The 16419-nt window shown below is 58.7% G+C and carries 14 protein-coding genes; 5 read left to right on the top strand and 9 right to left on the bottom strand.

Annotated elements, in window-relative coordinates; all coding sequences use genetic code 11:
- Both LW884_10705 and LW884_10700 read right to left on the bottom strand, forming a co-directional pair.
- The coding region (locus LW884_10705; protein MCE3008797.1) for a delta-60 repeat domain-containing protein at window positions 1-1207 on the bottom strand (1207 nt) is incomplete at its 3' end.
- 145 nt (window positions 1208-1352) lie between these two features.
- Window positions 1353-2501 (bottom strand): hypothetical protein, encoded by a 1149-nt coding sequence (locus LW884_10700; protein ID MCE3008796.1) that lies wholly within the window; start codon window positions 2499-2501, stop codon window positions 1353-1355.
- A 141-nt stretch (window positions 2502-2642) separates the two neighbouring features.
- Here LW884_10700 and LW884_10695 point away from each other — a divergent pair, with 141 nt between their 5' ends.
- The 3 genes from LW884_10695 (at window position 2643) to LW884_10685 (ending at window position 6072) form a co-directional block, all read left to right on the top strand.
- Window positions 2643-4070: an arginine deiminase family protein gene (locus LW884_10695; GenBank protein MCE3008795.1), complete on the top strand. Its 1428-nt coding sequence runs from the start codon at window positions 2643-2645 to the stop codon at window positions 4068-4070.
- A 54-nt stretch (window positions 4071-4124) separates the two neighbouring features.
- Window positions 4125-5051 carry an arginine deiminase-related protein gene (locus LW884_10690; GenBank protein MCE3008794.1) on the top strand — a complete coding sequence of 309 codons (927 nt, stop codon included), beginning with the start codon at window positions 4125-4127 and terminating at the stop codon, window positions 5049-5051.
- Window positions 5052-5460: 409 nt separating this feature from the next.
- The gene (locus LW884_10685) at window positions 5461-6072 is read left to right on the top strand and encodes a hypothetical protein (protein MCE3008793.1); all 612 of its coding nucleotides are present in this window, start codon (window positions 5461-5463) and stop codon (window positions 6070-6072) included.
- Here the strand turns inward: LW884_10685 and LW884_10680 are convergent.
- The 6 genes from LW884_10680 to LW884_10655 all read right to left on the bottom strand — a co-directional run bounded on the left by LW884_10680 (window position 6012) and on the right by LW884_10655 (window position 12361).
- Window positions 6012-6536: an alpha/beta hydrolase gene (locus tag LW884_10680; GenBank protein MCE3008792.1), complete on the bottom strand. Its 525-nt coding sequence runs from the start codon at window positions 6534-6536 to the stop codon at window positions 6012-6014. The two genes, LW884_10685 and LW884_10680, sit on opposite strands and share 61 nt — an antisense overlap.
- 24 nt (window positions 6537-6560) lie before the next feature.
- Window positions 6561-6776: a hypothetical protein gene (locus LW884_10675; protein ID MCE3008791.1), complete on the bottom strand. Its 216-nt coding sequence runs from the start codon at window positions 6774-6776 to the stop codon at window positions 6561-6563.
- 62 nt (window positions 6777-6838) lie between these two features.
- Window positions 6839-7609, bottom strand: a complete 771-nt coding sequence (locus LW884_10670) for a TIGR02757 family protein (GenBank protein MCE3008790.1) — start codon at window positions 7607-7609, stop codon at window positions 6839-6841.
- A gap of 107 nt (window positions 7610-7716) precedes the next feature.
- The gene (locus tag LW884_10665; GenBank protein ID MCE3008789.1) at window positions 7717-8760 is read right to left on the bottom strand and encodes an HmuY family protein; all 1044 of its coding nucleotides are present in this window, start codon (window positions 8758-8760) and stop codon (window positions 7717-7719) included.
- Window positions 8761-8792: 32 nt separating this feature from the next.
- Window positions 8793-11024, bottom strand: a complete 2232-nt coding sequence (locus tag LW884_10660) for a TonB-dependent receptor (GenBank protein MCE3008788.1) — start codon at window positions 11022-11024, stop codon at window positions 8793-8795.
- Between the two features lie 20 nt (window positions 11025-11044).
- On the bottom strand, window positions 11045-12361 hold the full coding sequence (locus tag LW884_10655) for a T9SS type A sorting domain-containing protein (GenBank protein ID MCE3008787.1): 1317 nt from the start codon (window positions 12359-12361) through the stop codon (window positions 11045-11047).
- Window positions 12362-12561: 200 nt separating this feature from the next.
- On the opposite strand from LW884_10655, the gene truA reads away from it, so the two are divergent.
- Entirely contained in the window at window positions 12562-13329 is a 768-nt protein-coding gene (gene truA, locus LW884_10650; protein MCE3008786.1) for a tRNA pseudouridine(38-40) synthase TruA, read from the top strand.
- 162 nt (window positions 13330-13491) lie between these two features.
- Window positions 13492-14949 (top strand): RNA polymerase factor sigma-54, encoded by a 1458-nt coding sequence (rpoN, locus tag LW884_10645; protein MCE3008785.1) that lies wholly within the window; start codon window positions 13492-13494, stop codon window positions 14947-14949.
- Window positions 14950-15015: 66 nt separating this feature from the next.
- Here rpoN and LW884_10640 read toward each other — a convergent pair.
- Window positions 15016-16419, bottom strand: a 1404-nt coding sequence (locus tag LW884_10640; protein ID MCE3008784.1) for a gliding motility-associated C-terminal domain-containing protein, incomplete at its 5' end; no start/stop codon positions are given.

Here is a 16419-nt window from a genome sequence, read left to right as displayed (position 1 = left end):
TTAAACGGGCGATTCGATTGCGTCCTGATTCGTTGTGGGTTGTAAAGTCCCCACCAATTAGCACCTTGACAACTGGCCCGTCAGGTTGAAGGGCCAGGGCATTAATCTGATCATTTAGCCCCGTGCCTGTAGGAGTAAAAACTGCGTTATCTAAGCTGCCATTTGCATTCAAGCGGGCGACACCATTGCGGGATATGCCATCGTATGCCCAAAACACCCCACCAATTAGCACCTTGCCGTCAGACAAAAGGATGAGGGATAAAATGTCTTCGTTTGCACCAGTGTCAGGTGCAAAGCCAGTATCCAGGCTACCATCTACATTTAAGCGGGCTATTTTGTTGCGGGTAACACCGCTAAAAGACGTAAGCGCCCCACCGATTAGCACCTTGCCGTCCGGCTGTAGCGCGAGGGCAAAAACCGCATCATCCGGCCCTGTACCGGGGTTAAAGCCAGTATCCAAACTACCGTCCGCATTCAGACGGGCAATGCGGCTGCGGGACGTGCCATTATAAGACGTAAATTCCCCACCAATCACTACCTTTCCCCCGGCTTGCAGGGCAAGTGCACTAATCTCATCATTCGCGCCACTACCGATGGGGTTAAAGTTCACATCTAAGCTCCCATCCGAATTCAATCGGGCGATTCGATTGCGTGCGGTGCCGTTATAAGATGTAAACCTACCTCCAATCAGCACCTTACCGTCGGACTGTACAATGACAGCACTAATCTCATCATTCGCGCCACTACCGGTAGGGTTAAAGTTCACATCTAAGCTGCCATCCGCATTCAATCTGGTGATTCGATTGCGTGCGGTGCCGTTATAAGATGTAAACTTACCCCCGATCAGCACCTTGCCGTCGGACTGTACAATGACAGCACTAACCTCATCATTCGCGCCACTACCGGTGGGGTTAAAGTTCACATCTAAGCTCCCATCCGCATTCAATCGGGCGATTCGATTGCGGATCATTCCATTGTAATACGTAAATAATCCTCCAATCAACACTTTGTTATCGGGCTGAACAGCAAGAACCCCAATCGTATTATTCGCACCCGTTCCCACGCCGTTTTCTTGTAAAAAGGCGTGGCCTTGACCATGGTGGAAGCTTTGATCGATGTCGCCGGGCTGCTGGGCCTGGGCTATACCCAGCGCGGCAAGCAGCAGCAGGGCAAAAAGGCAGAATCTGTGTAAGAAAAAAAGGTTCATACGGAGCAGGGTTAAGTTAAGCTGAACTGATTAACCAACAAATTTAGTAAAAGCAAACAGACGCGAGTGCCAGTCTATCGGTAAAACACAACAAATACCCTTTCAAGTGGATCGGGGCTTCGCTGGCTGGCAGCAGCGGGGGCTGCTAGGGGGCAGCGGCCCCCATGGCCTGGTGTGCCCGGTGGCTCAGCACGGTGAATAGCAGGGGGCTGTGCACATAGCCGGTGGCCTGGCGCAGGGCTTCCTCTATGTGCTGCTCCAGCAGCTCTATGCTGCCCAGGCCCATAAACTGGCTGAAGCGGGCCAGAAACTGCTGCTCGGCAGCGGTGGCCAGGGCCAGCTGGGGCACCCCGGCCACATGGGCCAGGGCATCGCGCAGCTTCTGCAGGCTAAACTCTAGGAAGCGGCGCTGGTACTCCAGGCTGTGGCCCCGCATCTGCTCGGCAAAGTCGGCTATCCGGTCCTCCTTACCCTCGTAGCACATCCGCATCCAGTCCATAAAGGCCTGTCGGAAGGGGTTTTCCGTCGTTTGCGCCAGCGCCAGTGCCCTGCCGGGGCTGCCGTCGGCCACCAGGGCCAGCTCCTCGGCCAGGGGGGTGGGTACGGCATGGTCTTGCTCCAGCCACTGCTGTAGGTGCGGGGCCGGTAGCCGCTCAAACACCAGGCTCTGGCAGCGGCTGGTAATGGTGGGCAGCAGCAGGCTACCCTCTCCGGCAGTCAGGATCAGCAGGGTGTGCTCGGGGGGTTCTTCCAGCAGCTTCAAGAAGGCGTTGGCCGCATTTATGTTCAGCTTCTCGGCATGCCACAGGATCACCACCCGCTGGCTACCCGGCTGGGGCCGCAGCTGCAGGCGGCGGTGCAGCAGCCGTATCTCGTCTATGGGGATGTTGAACTGCTTGTTTTTGCCCCCCTCGCCCTTGGCGGTAAAGGTTTTGCTGTCGTACAGCAGCTCGCCCCAGGCGTCCAGCAGGCCCCAGGGCTGCTGCTGGATAAACTGGCGAAACTCGGCGGCAAAGTCATCACTCGTCAGCTTTTTCCCGTCCACCGTTTTGGCAAAAAGCGGCGGTACCACCCGTACATCCGGGTGCTCCAGGCGGGTTATCTGCTTCCACCGGGGGTCATTGGGCACCTCCTGCTGGCCACAGTTTAGCCAGGCCGCCAGCTGTAGGGCCAGGGGTAGCTTGCCCACCCCGTCGGGCCCACGCAGTAGCAGGGCATGGGGCATGCGCTGCTGCGCGGCCATCTGCGCCAGGGTCTGTTTCAGCTTTTCCTGCCCGGGTATGCCTGCAAACATGGGCCAAAGGTACGAGCCCCGCTGCCATGCGTCCACAGTTATCGGCCTATTTTTAATGCGCAAAGCCAACACAAGGCCCCAGCCGGGCCAAATAACCCGGCTGGCGGAAAGATTGGGAGGGCTGTTGTATCTTTGCGGGCCATGATACATTTTCACGTAAACACGGAGATAGGCCGCCTGCGCAAGGTACTGATCCACAGCCCCAATAGCGGCCTGGGCAAGATAGTGCCCAGCAAGGCGCAGGAGTGGCTGTTTGAAGACATTGTACACGTGCCCCGGATACAGCGCGAGGAGTACGACTATTTTATAAAGACGCTGCTCTACTTCCTGGACCCCGACAAGGTGCGGGGCAAGCTGGCCGAAATAGACGACCCCAAAAACCAGCGTGCATTTTACAAGCCCACCAAGCCGGGATTTCACAACAGCGAGCATGTGCTGGACATACACCGCCTGATAGCCGATGTGCTGGCCGACCGGGAGGTACGCCTACAGCTGGTGGCAGCCGTGTGTGCCATAGAGGGCATAAGTACCCGGATGAAAAGCCAGCTGCTGGCGCTGGAGCCTGCCCTACTGGCCAATACGCTGATAACGGGCAGCCTGCCAGACAAAACCATGATCTTCCACCCGCTGGCAAACCTCATTTTTACGCGAGACATTGGCATCGTTATCAACGACCACCTGCTGCTAAACAAGCCGGCCAAGCTGGCCCGCACCCGCGAGGCCCTGCTAGCCAAATACATGTTTTTCAGCCACCCGTATTTCGAAAGCCGCAGACAGAACATCATAGAGCTGTACGAAGACGAGCACTACTTTTTGCTAAGCGACAAGGAGCGGGAGCGCATTACCGTAACCCTGGAGGGCGGGGATGTGATGATGGTGGCGCCCAATCATCTTTTCATTGGCATCAGCGAGCGCACCAGCGCCTATGCGGTAAACCAGGTAATCCAGCGCCTGTTTGAGCGCAACGTGGTGGAAAAGGTGAGCGTGATACGCATACCGGCCAAGCGCGAGTTTATGCACATCGACACCGTGTTTACCCAGGTGGCACGCGACTGCTGGGTGCTATTCGGGGGCCTGAGTGCCAAGCAGAAGCAGACCGAGCAGTACGTGGTGCGCACCCTGCTGGACGAGCCGGTATACGACCCCCTGACGATCCACCAGTTTGAACGGGGCTTCAACGAGCCCAAGCGGTTTGACTACCTGGAGGACCTGCTGGAAGACCTGAGCAAAACCGACCTGGGCGTGGCGGGCGACGTACACTTTGTGTACAGCGGCGGAGACGAGTTTCCGTACGCCGAGCGCGAGCAGTGGACCGATAGCTGCAACCTGCTGGTGCTGAAGGAGGGCGTGGCCATAGGCTACGACCGAAACGATGAGACCATGAAAGCCTTTGGCCGCGCGGGCTACCGCTGCATACCAGCCAGAGACCTGCTGGCTGCCTTTGAGGCCGGTACCGAAAACCCCGATACCATCGAGCAAACCATCATCCTGCTACCCAGTGCCGAGCTAAGCCGTGCCCGGGGCGGCAGCCACTGCATGAGTATGCCCCTGCTGCGCGATAGCCTGTAGGCCCCCCTCGCTTCTCCCCCCCCTACCCCCTTCACCCCAGATTTCGAAAAATAAATGGCTTCGCAAACCACCGATACGGTGCTGATGATCCGGCCCGCCCACTTTGGCTACAATGCTGAAACGGCGGCAAACAATGCTTTTCAGTCGCGCGCGCAGGCGGGCATGGATGTAGCCAAGCTGGCCATTGCCGAGTTTGATGCCATGGCGCAAGCCCTGCGCGAGGCAGGCATCAACGTGATTGTGTGCACAGACCAGCCGGAGCCCCCCAAGCCGGATGCCATCTTCCCCAACAACTGGATAAGCACCCACCCAGACGGAACCGTGGTGCTATACCCCATGCACGCGGCCAACCGCCAGCGTGAGGTGCGGCCAGACATCCTGGAATACCTGGAGGGCACCATGGGCTATGAAATACGCCAAGTGCTGAACCTAAGCGGACGGGCAGACCAAAAGCAATATCTGGAAGGAACGGGCAGCCTGGTGCTAGACCGTGCCCACCACGTGGCCTACGCCTGCCTGAGCCCGCGCACAGACCAGCGCCTGCTGAACGAATGGGCCGAGGCCATGGGCTACCAGGTGGTAGCATTCCGGGCTGTAGACCGAAACGGACAGGACGTGTATCATACCAATGTAGTCATGAGCATTGGGCATACGTTTGCCGTAGTATGCCTGGAAGCAGTACCAGATGCCGCCGAACGCGACACGCTGGTCCGCAGCCTGAATAAAACCGGGCACGAGGTGATAGCCATCTCGCTGGATCAGGTATATGATATGGCCGGCAATATGCTGCTGCTACGCAGCACACAGGGCACCTATAAGCTGGTGCTGAGCAAGCGGGCCTACCGGGCGCTAGCAGCAGAACAGCTTGCGCGGCTGCACAATCACTGCGAACTGCTGCCGGTAGACCTTACGCACATAGAGATAACGGGGGGCGGCAGCGCGCGCTGCATGCTGGCCGAGGTGTTCCTGCCCCGAGGCTAGGCCTGCCCAACCCTACATGCTGCCTATAGGCCCAGGCCACAGGCTTGAACAAACAGGCTATACCCTGTCCCAAAAAAGAGAATCGGGCACCCAGGCGCCAGGGTGCGAGTCCGCAGTGCCCCGCGCTGGCCTGCGGCTTCGCCATCCGCATGCCTTCCCTGAAAAGAAAAGACCCGCGGCTGTGCGTGCTGAGCCGTCGCAATTACCGTTCAGGTGCCCTTCCATACCGTTCAGTCGGCTATTCATACGGTTCAGGCCACCCCATGGGGCAGCTGGGTAGCCAGGTAGTATCTTTACTGCATCACAAGAAAGAGCAAGGGTTGGGGTTGATTCGCCTACATGGCTTGAGTCCCCCAACTTTTTTATTTCCGTCATTCCCACAAGTAGCTCCACCTCCGTATATTGGAGGATGATGCGTCTGTACAGGGTTCTGCTGTTCGCTGGCCTGGTGGGTGTGGCTGCGCAGCCCGCCGGTGCCCAGCACACCGTGTATGCCGAGATAACACTGGCACGCCTACCCGAAAGCTATGCGGACTTTGCAGCGGCCTACCGGGCCGCTGGCACGCAGCCCGAGGATGTTATTGCCCTATACATAGCGGCGCTGCACCTGTTTACGCAGGATGCCGCCGCTGGCACGCAAGCCCTGACCCAGCTGGTAGACCCCGAGCTACTGCAGATAGACGCCAAAGCACCCGGAGGCTATACCCTGAAACGTACGGACCTGAGCCTGCTGCATGCGCAGCTACAGCGGCCTATTGTGCACAGCTACATACAGGGCACCCAGCCCGACGCAGGCTACGCGCTGCCTGCCCCACCCTACACCCTGGTGATACTGCGGAGCAAGATGACAGATGCCAAGGAGGGTCAGTTTTTGCTGAAAAGCAGTGGCACCAGCAGCCCACGGCCCATCCTGCTGGTACAGCGGGCAGCGGTGGTATGTGCGCGACTGGAGTGCCCTGCTTATGCCTGTGCGCTAAGCCAGCGGAAGACCCCGGGCCAGAACTGGCCTGCATGGGTGTAGCAGCACAGGTGTGCAGCACCGCCTATTACCTCCAGCCGGGCCTGTGGGATGAGCCGCTGTAGCTGCCTGCCGTGGTGCAGGGGCACCATCCGGTCTTGCGCTGCGGCTATTACCAGGGTAGGCTGCCGTAGCTGGGGTAGCCAGGGCCGCGCATCGAAGTGGAATAGCTCTCGGGCGTTTTCCAGCAGCACTTCTGTGCGGGTCTGCTCTAGCAGCTGCCGCAGGGGCAAAACATCCTGTAGCCGGGGCTGCCCATACTTGCGCAGCTCAGCATACAGGATGCGTGCCAGGCCGCGCCCACCCAGGCGGCGCACCGCCCTGGGCAGGGCCATGCGTTGGGCTTTTTCGCGCAGCGTGCGGGGCTTATAGGCATAGGTGCAGGCTAGCACCAGCCGCTGCACCTGGCAGGCCTGCTGCCGTGCCAGCAGCTGGGCCACCAGCCCGCCCATGCTTACCCCCAGCACGTCGTAGGCCTCTACCCCCTGCTGCTACATCTGCAGGGCTACATCGCTGGCATACTGCGCCAGTGTATAGGGCCCCGGTTCGTCGGCGCGGCTGGCATACCCCCTGAAATCCGGGAGGTAGCAGGTGTAGGCCGCGGCCCAGCCTGCCACCAGCGGCACGTACAGGACCCCCGGCACCAGGTAGGGGTGTAGCAGCAGCAGGGGCCTTGGGCCCGTGCCCACTATCTTCATGGCAGGCATACCTAAAGATGGGAAGTAGGGTTGTTTTTCGCAACAACTGCAGCTATGCCTGGGGCAGCTGGCTAGCGCATGCCCTCGGCTGCGCCCAGGCCAAACAGGGCAAAGTCGTACTTCACGGGATCCTCGGGGTCCAGCTGGCGCAGGGCCTCGGTCAGCTCGCACACGGCCCGCCAGTCATCCTGCCTGCGCTGTAGCAGGCCCAGGTGGCGGGCCACCCGGCCAGTGTGCACATCCAGCGGGCACAGCAGCAGGCGGGGAGGTAGGTCCCAGAGGCCGAAATCTACCCCCTGCTTGTCTTTGCGTATCATCCAGCGCAAGTACATATTCAGGCGCTTAGCTGCCGCCCCCTTGTCTATGTTCGGCACATGCTTGCGGGTGCGCGGGGGCACCCCGGGCAGTGCAAAAAACTGCTGATAGAAGTGCCGGATACCGCCCGCCAGGGTAGTTGCTCCGGGCTGCACACCCGCACGAAATACGCCCTCCAGGCCACCCGCCGTAGTGTACAGGTGCCGCAGGGCACGCAGGAAGTAGCGTGCATCTATACCATTGAAGGTGCGGTGTACAAAATGATCCAGCTGGGCCTGCTCGGCCTCGCTGGCTGCTAGTACAAAGCGGTGGGGCTCGTGCCCCATGAGGCCCATGAGCTGCTGGGCAGACCGCAGGATGGTGCGCCGCTGCCCCCAGGCCAGGGTGGCTACCCAGAAACCGGCGATCTCAATATCCACCCGGTTACGAAACTGATGGGGGATAGAAATGGGGTCGTCTGCAATAAAGCCGGGGCAATTGTACTGCCGGTACTTCTCCTCGAGCAGGGCATACAGGTCTTGTATCATGTGCCTGAAACGGTTTATCGCCGGAGGCTGTAGCCTGGAACGCTGGCACTTGGCCACCACATCCCTGCGCAGGGAACCTGCCAGGGCCGAGGGCTGCTAGCTGGCTACTATTTTAGCTGTTTATACTCAAACAGCGGGCTGCCCTTTACACCATCAGAGCCGTAAAAATCGAGGAAGCGAAGCTTGTAGTACGTACCATCCGTATCCCGAATATAGTAGTATACATCGGGGATAATGGTAAAAAAGGAATCCTGTATGTCGTACGACTTCCAATCGAAGCCAATCTCATCCGCCTTGTCACTCAGCATACGGCCTTGTGCATCTGCCAGGCTGGCCTCCTCCCAGGGCAGGTCTTGGGTATGCATGCGCAGGGCTTGCACGCCCTGACTAAGGTTGGCAATCGCCCCTGTTACCGCATAGTTTCGAAAGGGGGAGTTTACCGGTTCGGTAGTGAAAATGTGGCTGTACTGTTGGAAAACGAGGTCCCAATCTTTTTTGGGCGGCTCTACCTGTACAACCTGGCCACCGTTATCAAAGCTGAAGTAGGTAAAGCTACGGCTCTTGTCCTTGGGGATAACCGTTCGTGTAAGCAACGTGGCATTCAGGGGTCCCCATTCTATCGTCCAGCTATCGACATCTGCCGATATTACCTTGAGCTTATACATCAGCTTATCCCAGTCGAAGCCGGGTGTGCGTACCCCGCGCTGTAGCACGTACAGGAAGTTGCCAGTCTGCCAGTCTCTGAACACAACGCTGTCAGCTCTCAGGCTTGGGCTGTCGGGAACAAACGTATACTCAGGTATGGGGGCCACGATATGTTGCACTACCAGTGCCGGGTCTATCGGACCGTATACTACCCCTGTACCGCCCTCACTGGAATCCACCGACTCAACAATCTGTGTTACGGCTAATACCCGTATTTGCTTCCCCGTGTTCACATAGAGCATATCGCCAGCGGGGCTCGATTCCAGCTGTAGGTCATAGGTCTTGTTCGGCACCACTGTGGCCTCCTGGCTGCCCAGGTCGAAGTATACTCGGTTAGGATACTCGGCTCCCATCTCCAGTTCCGTCACCACCAGTGAGTCTGACACAGGTGGCAGGGTTACGGCCTCATCCTCGGGTACACAGGCAGTGGCCAGCAGCAGGAACAATGCGCCGAGTAGGAACCGTGAGCAAGGAAATGTCATAGAGAGATTTGGGCTGATAAAAATAGAGAGCGACCGTAAGAGATGGGCACGGCGGTACTACCCGAACTGTGCACACCCCCGGTTTGGTTCGCATTTACCTGGGTTACATCCAGGGCGTTCTTCACACCCGATACGATTTGGAGCTTGTTTTTCCACAGGCTCTTGGTCAGGGTCAGGTCCAGGGTATGGTAAGCGTCCACAAAATTTTGCTGGATTTCCTCGCGTCCGCTCTGCTCCAGCAGCACCACACTGAGTACCCGGCCATTGTACTTGTAGAATGCCGATACCCGCAGGCCGATCTGGCGGAAATGATAGGAAGGATTGAGCTGCACGCCTGGGGCATAGTAGTAGTCGGGCGTATTGGCAGCCTGCACAAAGTTGTATCGGGCCGTTACATTGGTCCCCAGCTGAACCGAGGCGTTGCCTCGCTGTAGGGTAACCCCCAGGTTGGCACCGTGTGTGTAGTAGTCGCGCACGTTCACATAGGTGTAGAGCGAGGTAGTAGGGTCTACCTGAGCCAGCTCTATCCAGTTTTTCACCTGGTTGTAGAAGCCGGAGGCCTCCAGGGTCAGCAGGCCCTTGCGTATCCGCCAGTCGTGCACCAGCTGCAGGCTCAGGTTGTGGCTTCGCTCGGCCTCCAGCTTTTCGTTTCCCCGTATGTTGTGGTTTTGATCTACAAAGAAAAAATTAAGCTCCTTCAGCGTAGGGGCTCTAAAGCCGGCTGCATAGCTAGCACGCAGGGTGGTTCGGTCGCTCAGGCTATAGCGCAGGTTCAGGCTGGGTATGGGGCTGGCAGCATAGCGTGTGTTGTAGGCCATGCGCAGGGCCGGGCTTAGCAGTAGGCGGGTACTGGCTTTGTATTGCAGCGTCACAAAGGCCGCATAGTCCCCTATCTGTTGGCGCTCATCCAGCAGGCGCTTACCCGTGCCTACTTCCGTGTTTACATCCATGCCAAACTGATAGTTCAGCCTTGCCTGGGGCACGCGCTGGCTGTATACAGCACGCAGGGTGTAGAGGTCGAAGCGAGAAGTGTCTTGTGTGGTGGGGTCTGGGCTGGGGCTTTCGTCCAGCGTTACCATGTTTTTGATGAGGGTTTCGCGACGGCGGCGGTAATAGTTGTAGTTGGCCACTACATTCAGGTGCCGATTCTCGGCCACGTAGCCATCCAGTACTACACCGCCACTGGCGCGTCGGGTATAAAAAAGTTCGTCGGTTGCTCGGGCAAACTGGGGCGTTACTACCACTCTGCCAAGGTTGTAAAGGGTTTCGTCGAATACCTGCGTGTTTGCGCTCAGGTTCAGGTCTTTGAATCTTCGGGTTACGGACAGGTTGCCGAAGTATTGTTCTTTGGGCTTCCACTGGTGGCTGCGGTTGTCTCCCCAGCCGGAGGGGCGCCATCCGGCAAAGAAGTTTCGGCCCGCGCTGGCGCTTAGCTGCCAGGGGCCCTGCTGGGTAGTCAGCCCGCCATCCAGGTTATACTGGCCCACACTCTCGTAGTAGCCACGCAGGCGGCCATCGGTGTGGCTAGAGTCTGCGGTGGGTACCTGGGTAATCAGGTTGATAACCCCACCCAGGGCATCGGTGCCATAGATTACGGACATGGGGCCCTCTATGATTTCTACCCGCTGCACCGTATTCAGGTTGATCTGGCTTAGGTCCACATTTCCATTCAGCCGCCCTATAACGGGCACGCCGTCTATCAGGATCTTCACATGCTGGCCGGGCATGCCCTGCAGGCTTAGCCCGGTGCCCAGGATGTTATCCCGCTGGAGCTGTACGTTTGGCTGGTTGGATAGCAGGTCGGCCAGATTTACGGCACCCTGCGCCTCTATACGGTCTCGCTGGATGACCTGGATTTTCTGTACGGCCTGGTGTGCGTACTGCTCGCCATACAGGGGGGTTACCACAATGGGGCCCAGCACCTGGGGGTCGGCCTGTACCAGGTAGGTGCGCAGCTCGCCAGGAGGCAGGGTATCCTGCACGGGCAGGTAGCCATAGGCGGATAAAACAAACTGTACGGAATAGTCTCCGGTAAAGGACACCAGCCCTATGGAGTCGGTCAGGGCGATCTGCTCTACACCTGCCTGAGGCCCGGCCAGGGTGGCGTAGCGCACAATGGCGCCTACCAGCGGTACGTTTTGTCCGTCCTCCTCCACAATGAACTGCAGCTGCTGTGCGGATGCACACAACCACAGAAAAGGGAGGTGGAAAACAAAACGGTAAACCATCAAAACCTGTGAAACAATAACTATTGAACTACGATGCGCTTGCTAGCCTGATAGGAACCATTCTGCAGCTGAAGCAGATACAAGCCGTTGGGCACATTATCCAGCGCCATGCGGTGGCTAAAGAAACCGGCACGGGCATCCAGGCTATAGCCCTGCACTACGCGGCCCTGCAGGTCTAGCAGCTGCAGGCGCACCGGGCCCTGCACCTGGCTTAGCTCATACACTACATCCACATAGCTGGTGGCGGGGTTTGGCCCTACTCCAAAGCTGAGCAGGCCATTATCGGCCGTAGCCTGGCCACGGCTGGTAATCCGGTCTATCACTTTCGTCTTGTTGAACTTGTACTTACCCTGGCTGTAGAAGGTGAATACAATGCGCCATACGTCTTTACCGGCATCTTCTACAAAATAGGCGGTGCTATCGTCGTAGCTCCAGCCAGTACCAGGCGCACCAGGCGCACCAGGCGTAAATAACTTCCAGTCATGGCCGATGGTCATGGGGCTGGTGGTAAAGGCCATGCCAGTGGTATCCGTACGCGTGTCCCTGTTTGTCCTATTCACATACTCGGCTACACGCAGGCCTTTCTTCGTAAGCACGGTGGCAAAGGGGTAGTAGGTATTAGGTGCCACCACATCCTCGATCTGGGTGAAAAGCAGGTCCCAATCTGACTTATTGGGCTCGCGGCTAAATGCAGCATTGGTGGAAAAATCAAAGAAGAAGTGTGTCTTCTCGGAGTAGGTGCTTCGGTCCAGGGTCAGGTTCTGGGGATTGGTTCCGTTCAGGCGGGCAATGCTGATGGGTACATCGTTCAGCCCACTCCAGGCACCAAACTTCAGCTTCAGGGTATCGTTGTTGCGTGTTTTTATCACATAAATAGAGTCTCCGGTAGTAGTGCGGGTCTGGGGGTTGTAGGAACCCCAGCCCAGGTCTGTAAATATGCCCTGGCTGGCCACAAAACTGGATGGGCTCCGCGTAGTGTTAAAAGCACCGGTTATATAGCTGCCCCCCTGGGTGGTGTAGTAGTCGTTCCGCAGGCGGCGGGCTTCGGTCAGCTTGCCCACCGTGTCTATCATGTTTGCCCAGTTCACGTTGGCCGTGTCTACAAAGGGCTTCCATAGCTTAACGCCGTATACCGTATTGATATACACCCCCATCTCTCTACCCACAGCGGTCAGCATCAGGTCCCAGTTGTTTCCGGCCACGGTGGTTGCCGCTGTCGATCCGTTCTCCAGGCTATAGTACACGTCATTGGCATGGGTGGAACCTGCCAGCACAGAGTCCTGCTGCGCCCAGCTAAGTACCGGGAGGCAGGCGAACAGAAGTAAAAACTGTTTCATAAATAGATGATAAATAGACGGTTAGATGGTATTGCGCAGAAAGGGGAGATCTGAAGCGAACGAGACACCTGCTCGGCCCAAATACCCTTGTACAAAAGTCCAGCTAAGGGGCGCGTATTCCAAAAAAACGGTCGTGAATTTTCTGTGAATCTGGCTACTGCCAGCCCGGTACGGCCGGGCCTGGGCTGCTATCTTTGCTCATGCGCTACTTCATTCAGCTGGCCTACGATGGAGGGGCCTATCATGGCTGGCAGGCACAGCCCGGCAGCACCACCGTTCAGCAACGCCTGGAAGCAGCCCTATCCATGCTGCTGAAGCAACCCACAGCGCTGGTGGGCAGCGGCCGCACCGATGCAGGCGTACACGCCTGCCAGCAGTGGGCACACTGGGACCAGCCCCTACCCCTAAGCCCCGGCCAGCAGCAGGGGCTGGTGTACCGGCTAAACTGCCTGCTGCCGGCAGACATAGGCATACAGGGCCTATACGCCCCCGCTAACCCCGGCCTGCACGCCCGCTACGATGCCACGCGGCGGCAGTACCGCTACCAGATATGCCGCACCAAAAACCCACACCTGCGCGGCCAGAGCCTGCTGCACACCGGCCCGCTGGATACACAGGCCATGGACGAGGCTGCAGCCTGCCTGATGCAGTACACCGACTTTGCCAGCGTCTGCAAAAGCGGGGGAAACAACCAGACCACGCTGTGTACGCTGCTACGGTCGGACTGGCACTATGGCCCTGGGCTGTGGACCTACACCGTGGCTGCCAACCGCTTCCTGCGGGGTATGGTACGCGCCCTGGTGGGCACCATGCTGCTAGTAGGCCGGGGCCGCATGCACCTGGATGAGCTAAGGGCCGCCATAGAGGCAAAAGACCGAAGCCGAACAGGCCCTGCAGCCCCACCCGAAGGCCTGTTTCTGGAGCAGGTGGCCTACCCGGAGGGCAGCCTGATACGCATAGACGAGTAACCATCCGCTAGTTTTTGCGCAAAACCCCCGGACAGGCGCAAACCTTGGCGCGATTTTTGTGTTATATTCGTATCACACCGAGGCGCGGCTTGGGTGCGCCCAGCCCCCGGAGTAATGCAGGGTGCCTGCCCTGCTATACCACACATTGCCCATTTTTCACACATGCTCAAGCAAGGCTTACATCAAAAGCTGCTACAAAAGCTCAGCCCGCAGCAGATTCAATTTATCAAGCTGCTACAGATACCCACCACAGCCCTGGAAGCACGTATACAGGAGGAACTGGAAGAAAACCCTGCCCTGATGGAAGCGGGTACCCTGGCCGAAGAGCAGCCCGAGGGCCCCTACGCCGATGAGCCTACCGAGGCCGAACCCGACTATGAGCAGAACAAAGACCTGAGCCTGGACGAGTACGTGAACCAACAGGAAGACTACGCCTACAAAACCCGCCAGGCTACAGACCCCAATGAGGAGCGATACGAAACCCCGATGGTGCAGGGCTACAGTATGTATGACGAACTGCGCCGGCAACTAAGCATGAAGGTGCTGGACGACCATGCGTGGATGATAGCCGAGCAGATAATAGGCAATATAGACGAGGACGGATACTTCCGGCGGCCTATTGCCAGCATAACGGACGACCTGGCGTTTCGCTACAGCTACACCGTACAGGATGCAGAGGTGGAGGCAGTGCTACACCTGGTGCAGACGCTGGATCCGCCCGGCATTGCAGCCCGAGACCTGCAAGAGTGCCTGAGCCTGCAGCTACAGCGCAGACCCAGTAGCCCAGAGGTGGTGCTGGCCCGCAGCATTGTAGACACGTATTTTGATGAGTTTACCAAAAAACACCTGGACAAGATACAGGAGCGCACCGGTGCAGGCAGCGCACTCTTCAAGGAAGCCTACACACTCATTACCCGCCTAAACCCAAAGCCCGGAGGCACCGCTGCCGTGGGCATCAGCCAGATTATTACACCCGACTATATTGTACGCGTGGTGGATGGCGAGGTAGATGTAAAACTGAACCAGAAAAATGCACCCGAGCTGCGGGTAAACCGCCGCTACATCCGGATGCTGGGCGACATGGACCGGGCCGACAAAAAGAAGATGAGCACGGCCGACAAAGAGACCCTCAGCTTTGTGAAGCAGAAGATAGAGGCCGCACACTGGTTTATAGAAGCCATACAGCAGCGGCAGCTAACCCTGCTGCGCACCATGGTAGCCATTATAGACAAGCAACGCGAGTTTTTCGTGAACGAAGACGACGAGGGCTGCCTGCGGCCCATGATCCTGAAGGACATAGCCGATGAAATAGGCATGGACATCAGCACCGTGAGCCGGGTGGCCAGCAGCAAATATGTCCAAACCGAATACGGCATCTATCCCCTCAAATTCTTCTTTAGCGAGGGGGTAACCACCCAGAGCGGAGATGAGGTAAGTACCCGCGAAATAAAAAAGGTGCTACAGGCACTGATAGACGAAGAAGACCGGCTGAAGCCACTGAGCGACGACCGGCTGACGGAAATGCTGGCTGAAAAGGGCTACGATATAGCCCGCCGCACCGTAGCCAAATACCGCGAGCAGCTAAACATACCTGTGGCGCGGCTACGCAAGTCGCTGTAGTGGCACCCCGTGAGGAGGGCAAAGCAAAAATCTCCCGGCTTGCCTGAGGGCACAAACGCCCCCCCCCTACCGGATAACCGTAAGTGTACGGATCAGCTCGCGCGTGCCACCCTGGCAGTCCGGCACCTGGATCAGCACTACATACGCCCCCTCGGGCAGGTCCGTCGTGCCGTCGGTACCGCGCCAGGGTTCGCTGCCGGCATACACCTGCTGGCCCCAGCGGTCGAATACCTGCAGGCGGTAGGCACCGTCCAGATAGCTGGCTGGGGGGTAGGTGTCGTGCAGGCCGTCGGCGTTGGGGCTGAAGGCCGTGCCCCAGCGGTGTACGGCCGAGGCTTCGGGGTCGATGACCTCTACCTGGGCGGTAGCACTGCGGCCGCATCGGTCGCTGATCTCGAGGGTCAGCGTGCCGCCCTGGCCGCTCGGGGGCATAAACACAGGCTTTTCGCCCAGCAGGGTGCCGTCTTCGCTGGTCCAGCGGTAGGCCAGCCCGAGGTCGGCGGGCAGCTGCAGGGGACGGCCCTGCTGGATGCAGCGGTCGTACAGGGGCGGCAGGTTGAGGCTCAGGGTGCTGGGGTCTGCCTGCTGGGTGATGACAACTGAGTCGCGGTAATAGTTGCCGCAGCTGTCGATGGCCGTCAGGCGGTAGGTGCCGGGTTGGGTGAGGGCAATCTGCCGGGTGGTGGCAATCACTTGGCTAAAGTCGGGGTTTCGGGCCCACTCCCAGGTGTAGGCAAAGTCGCCGCTGGGGCCTACCCAGGTTTGGGTTTCGCCGGGGCAGAGGCGGGGCTCGCTGGTGCTGGTGAGGCTGAAGGGCTGCACCTCGTCGTAGCGGGTGAGGACGACGGTATCGCGGCTGGTGCCACAGGCAGTGCTTGCCTCCAGCACGTAGGTGCCCGTTTCGTTTATGCTAAGCACTCGGTTGGTCTGGTCGGTCAGTTCCACCCCATTCTTCCACCAGCGGTAGCTGCTGCCAGCGGGCCCCACCAGGCTGGGGTTACCGGCTGCGGGGGGGTAGGTCGGGGCGTTGGCGTTCTGGTCTGTCCAGCGGCACCAGGGGCGGTCGGGGCCAAGGGTGGGCTTGGGGGGCGCAGCGGGTGGGCCTACCACCACCGTATCGCGACTAATGAGGTTGCAGGTGTTTTCTACCTCTACGATGTAGGTTCCTTGCGCAAGTACCTCCAGCTCGTGGCTGGCAGCGCCCGGTACTGGATCTTCTACCCCTGCCGCCAGGGTGTACCAGCGGTAGCTGAGGGTGGGGGCGTAATAGGTGCGCAGGGTATCGGGCGCGGCACAGCTAAGGGGGCGATCGGGGCCCAGGTTCACAAGTGGGGGGGATGTCTCGCAGCCTAGCTTTACCACCCAGTAGTCAGATAAGCCCCGATTGTTTTCGCTTTTCCCTCCGTCTATATCCGCATTAGACCAAGACCTTCCCCCCAGGATATACCCGCCGTCGGTGGTCTGCTGCAG

This window comes from Bacteroidota bacterium (assembly GCA_021300195.1).
GTDB lineage: Bacteria > Bacteroidota > Bacteroidia > J057 > JAJTIE01 > JAJTIE01.
The sequence above is the reverse complement of the archived record's forward strand: the minus strand, read 5'-3'. Positions and strand labels throughout refer to the sequence as shown.

Coding starts and splice junctions, on each gene's coding strand:
- truA (MCE3008786.1), top strand. CDS start 12,562: ATGCGCTACTTCATTCAGCTGGCCTACGATGGAGGGGCCTATCATGGC.
- rpoN (MCE3008785.1), top strand. CDS start 13,492: ATGCTCAAGCAAGGCTTACATCAAAAGCTGCTACAAAAGCTCAGCCCG.
- LW884_10695 (MCE3008795.1), top strand. CDS start 2,643: ATGATACATTTTCACGTAAACACGGAGATAGGCCGCCTGCGCAAGGTA.
- LW884_10660 (MCE3008788.1), bottom strand. CDS start 11,024: ATGGTTTACCGTTTTGTTTTCCACCTCCCTTTTCTGTGGTTGTGTGCA.
- LW884_10675 (MCE3008791.1), bottom strand. CDS start 6,776: ATGCCTGCCATGAAGATAGTGGGCACGGGCCCAAGGCCCCTGCTGCTG.
- LW884_10690 (MCE3008794.1), top strand. CDS start 4,125: ATGGCTTCGCAAACCACCGATACGGTGCTGATGATCCGGCCCGCCCAC.
- LW884_10685 (MCE3008793.1), top strand. CDS start 5,461: ATGATGCGTCTGTACAGGGTTCTGCTGTTCGCTGGCCTGGTGGGTGTG.
- LW884_10670 (MCE3008790.1), bottom strand. CDS start 7,609: ATGATACAAGACCTGTATGCCCTGCTCGAGGAGAAGTACCGGCAGTAC.
- LW884_10655 (MCE3008787.1), bottom strand. CDS start 12,361: ATGAAACAGTTTTTACTTCTGTTCGCCTGCCTCCCGGTACTTAGCTGG.
- LW884_10700 (MCE3008796.1), bottom strand. CDS start 2,501: ATGTTTGCAGGCATACCCGGGCAGGAAAAGCTGAAACAGACCCTGGCG.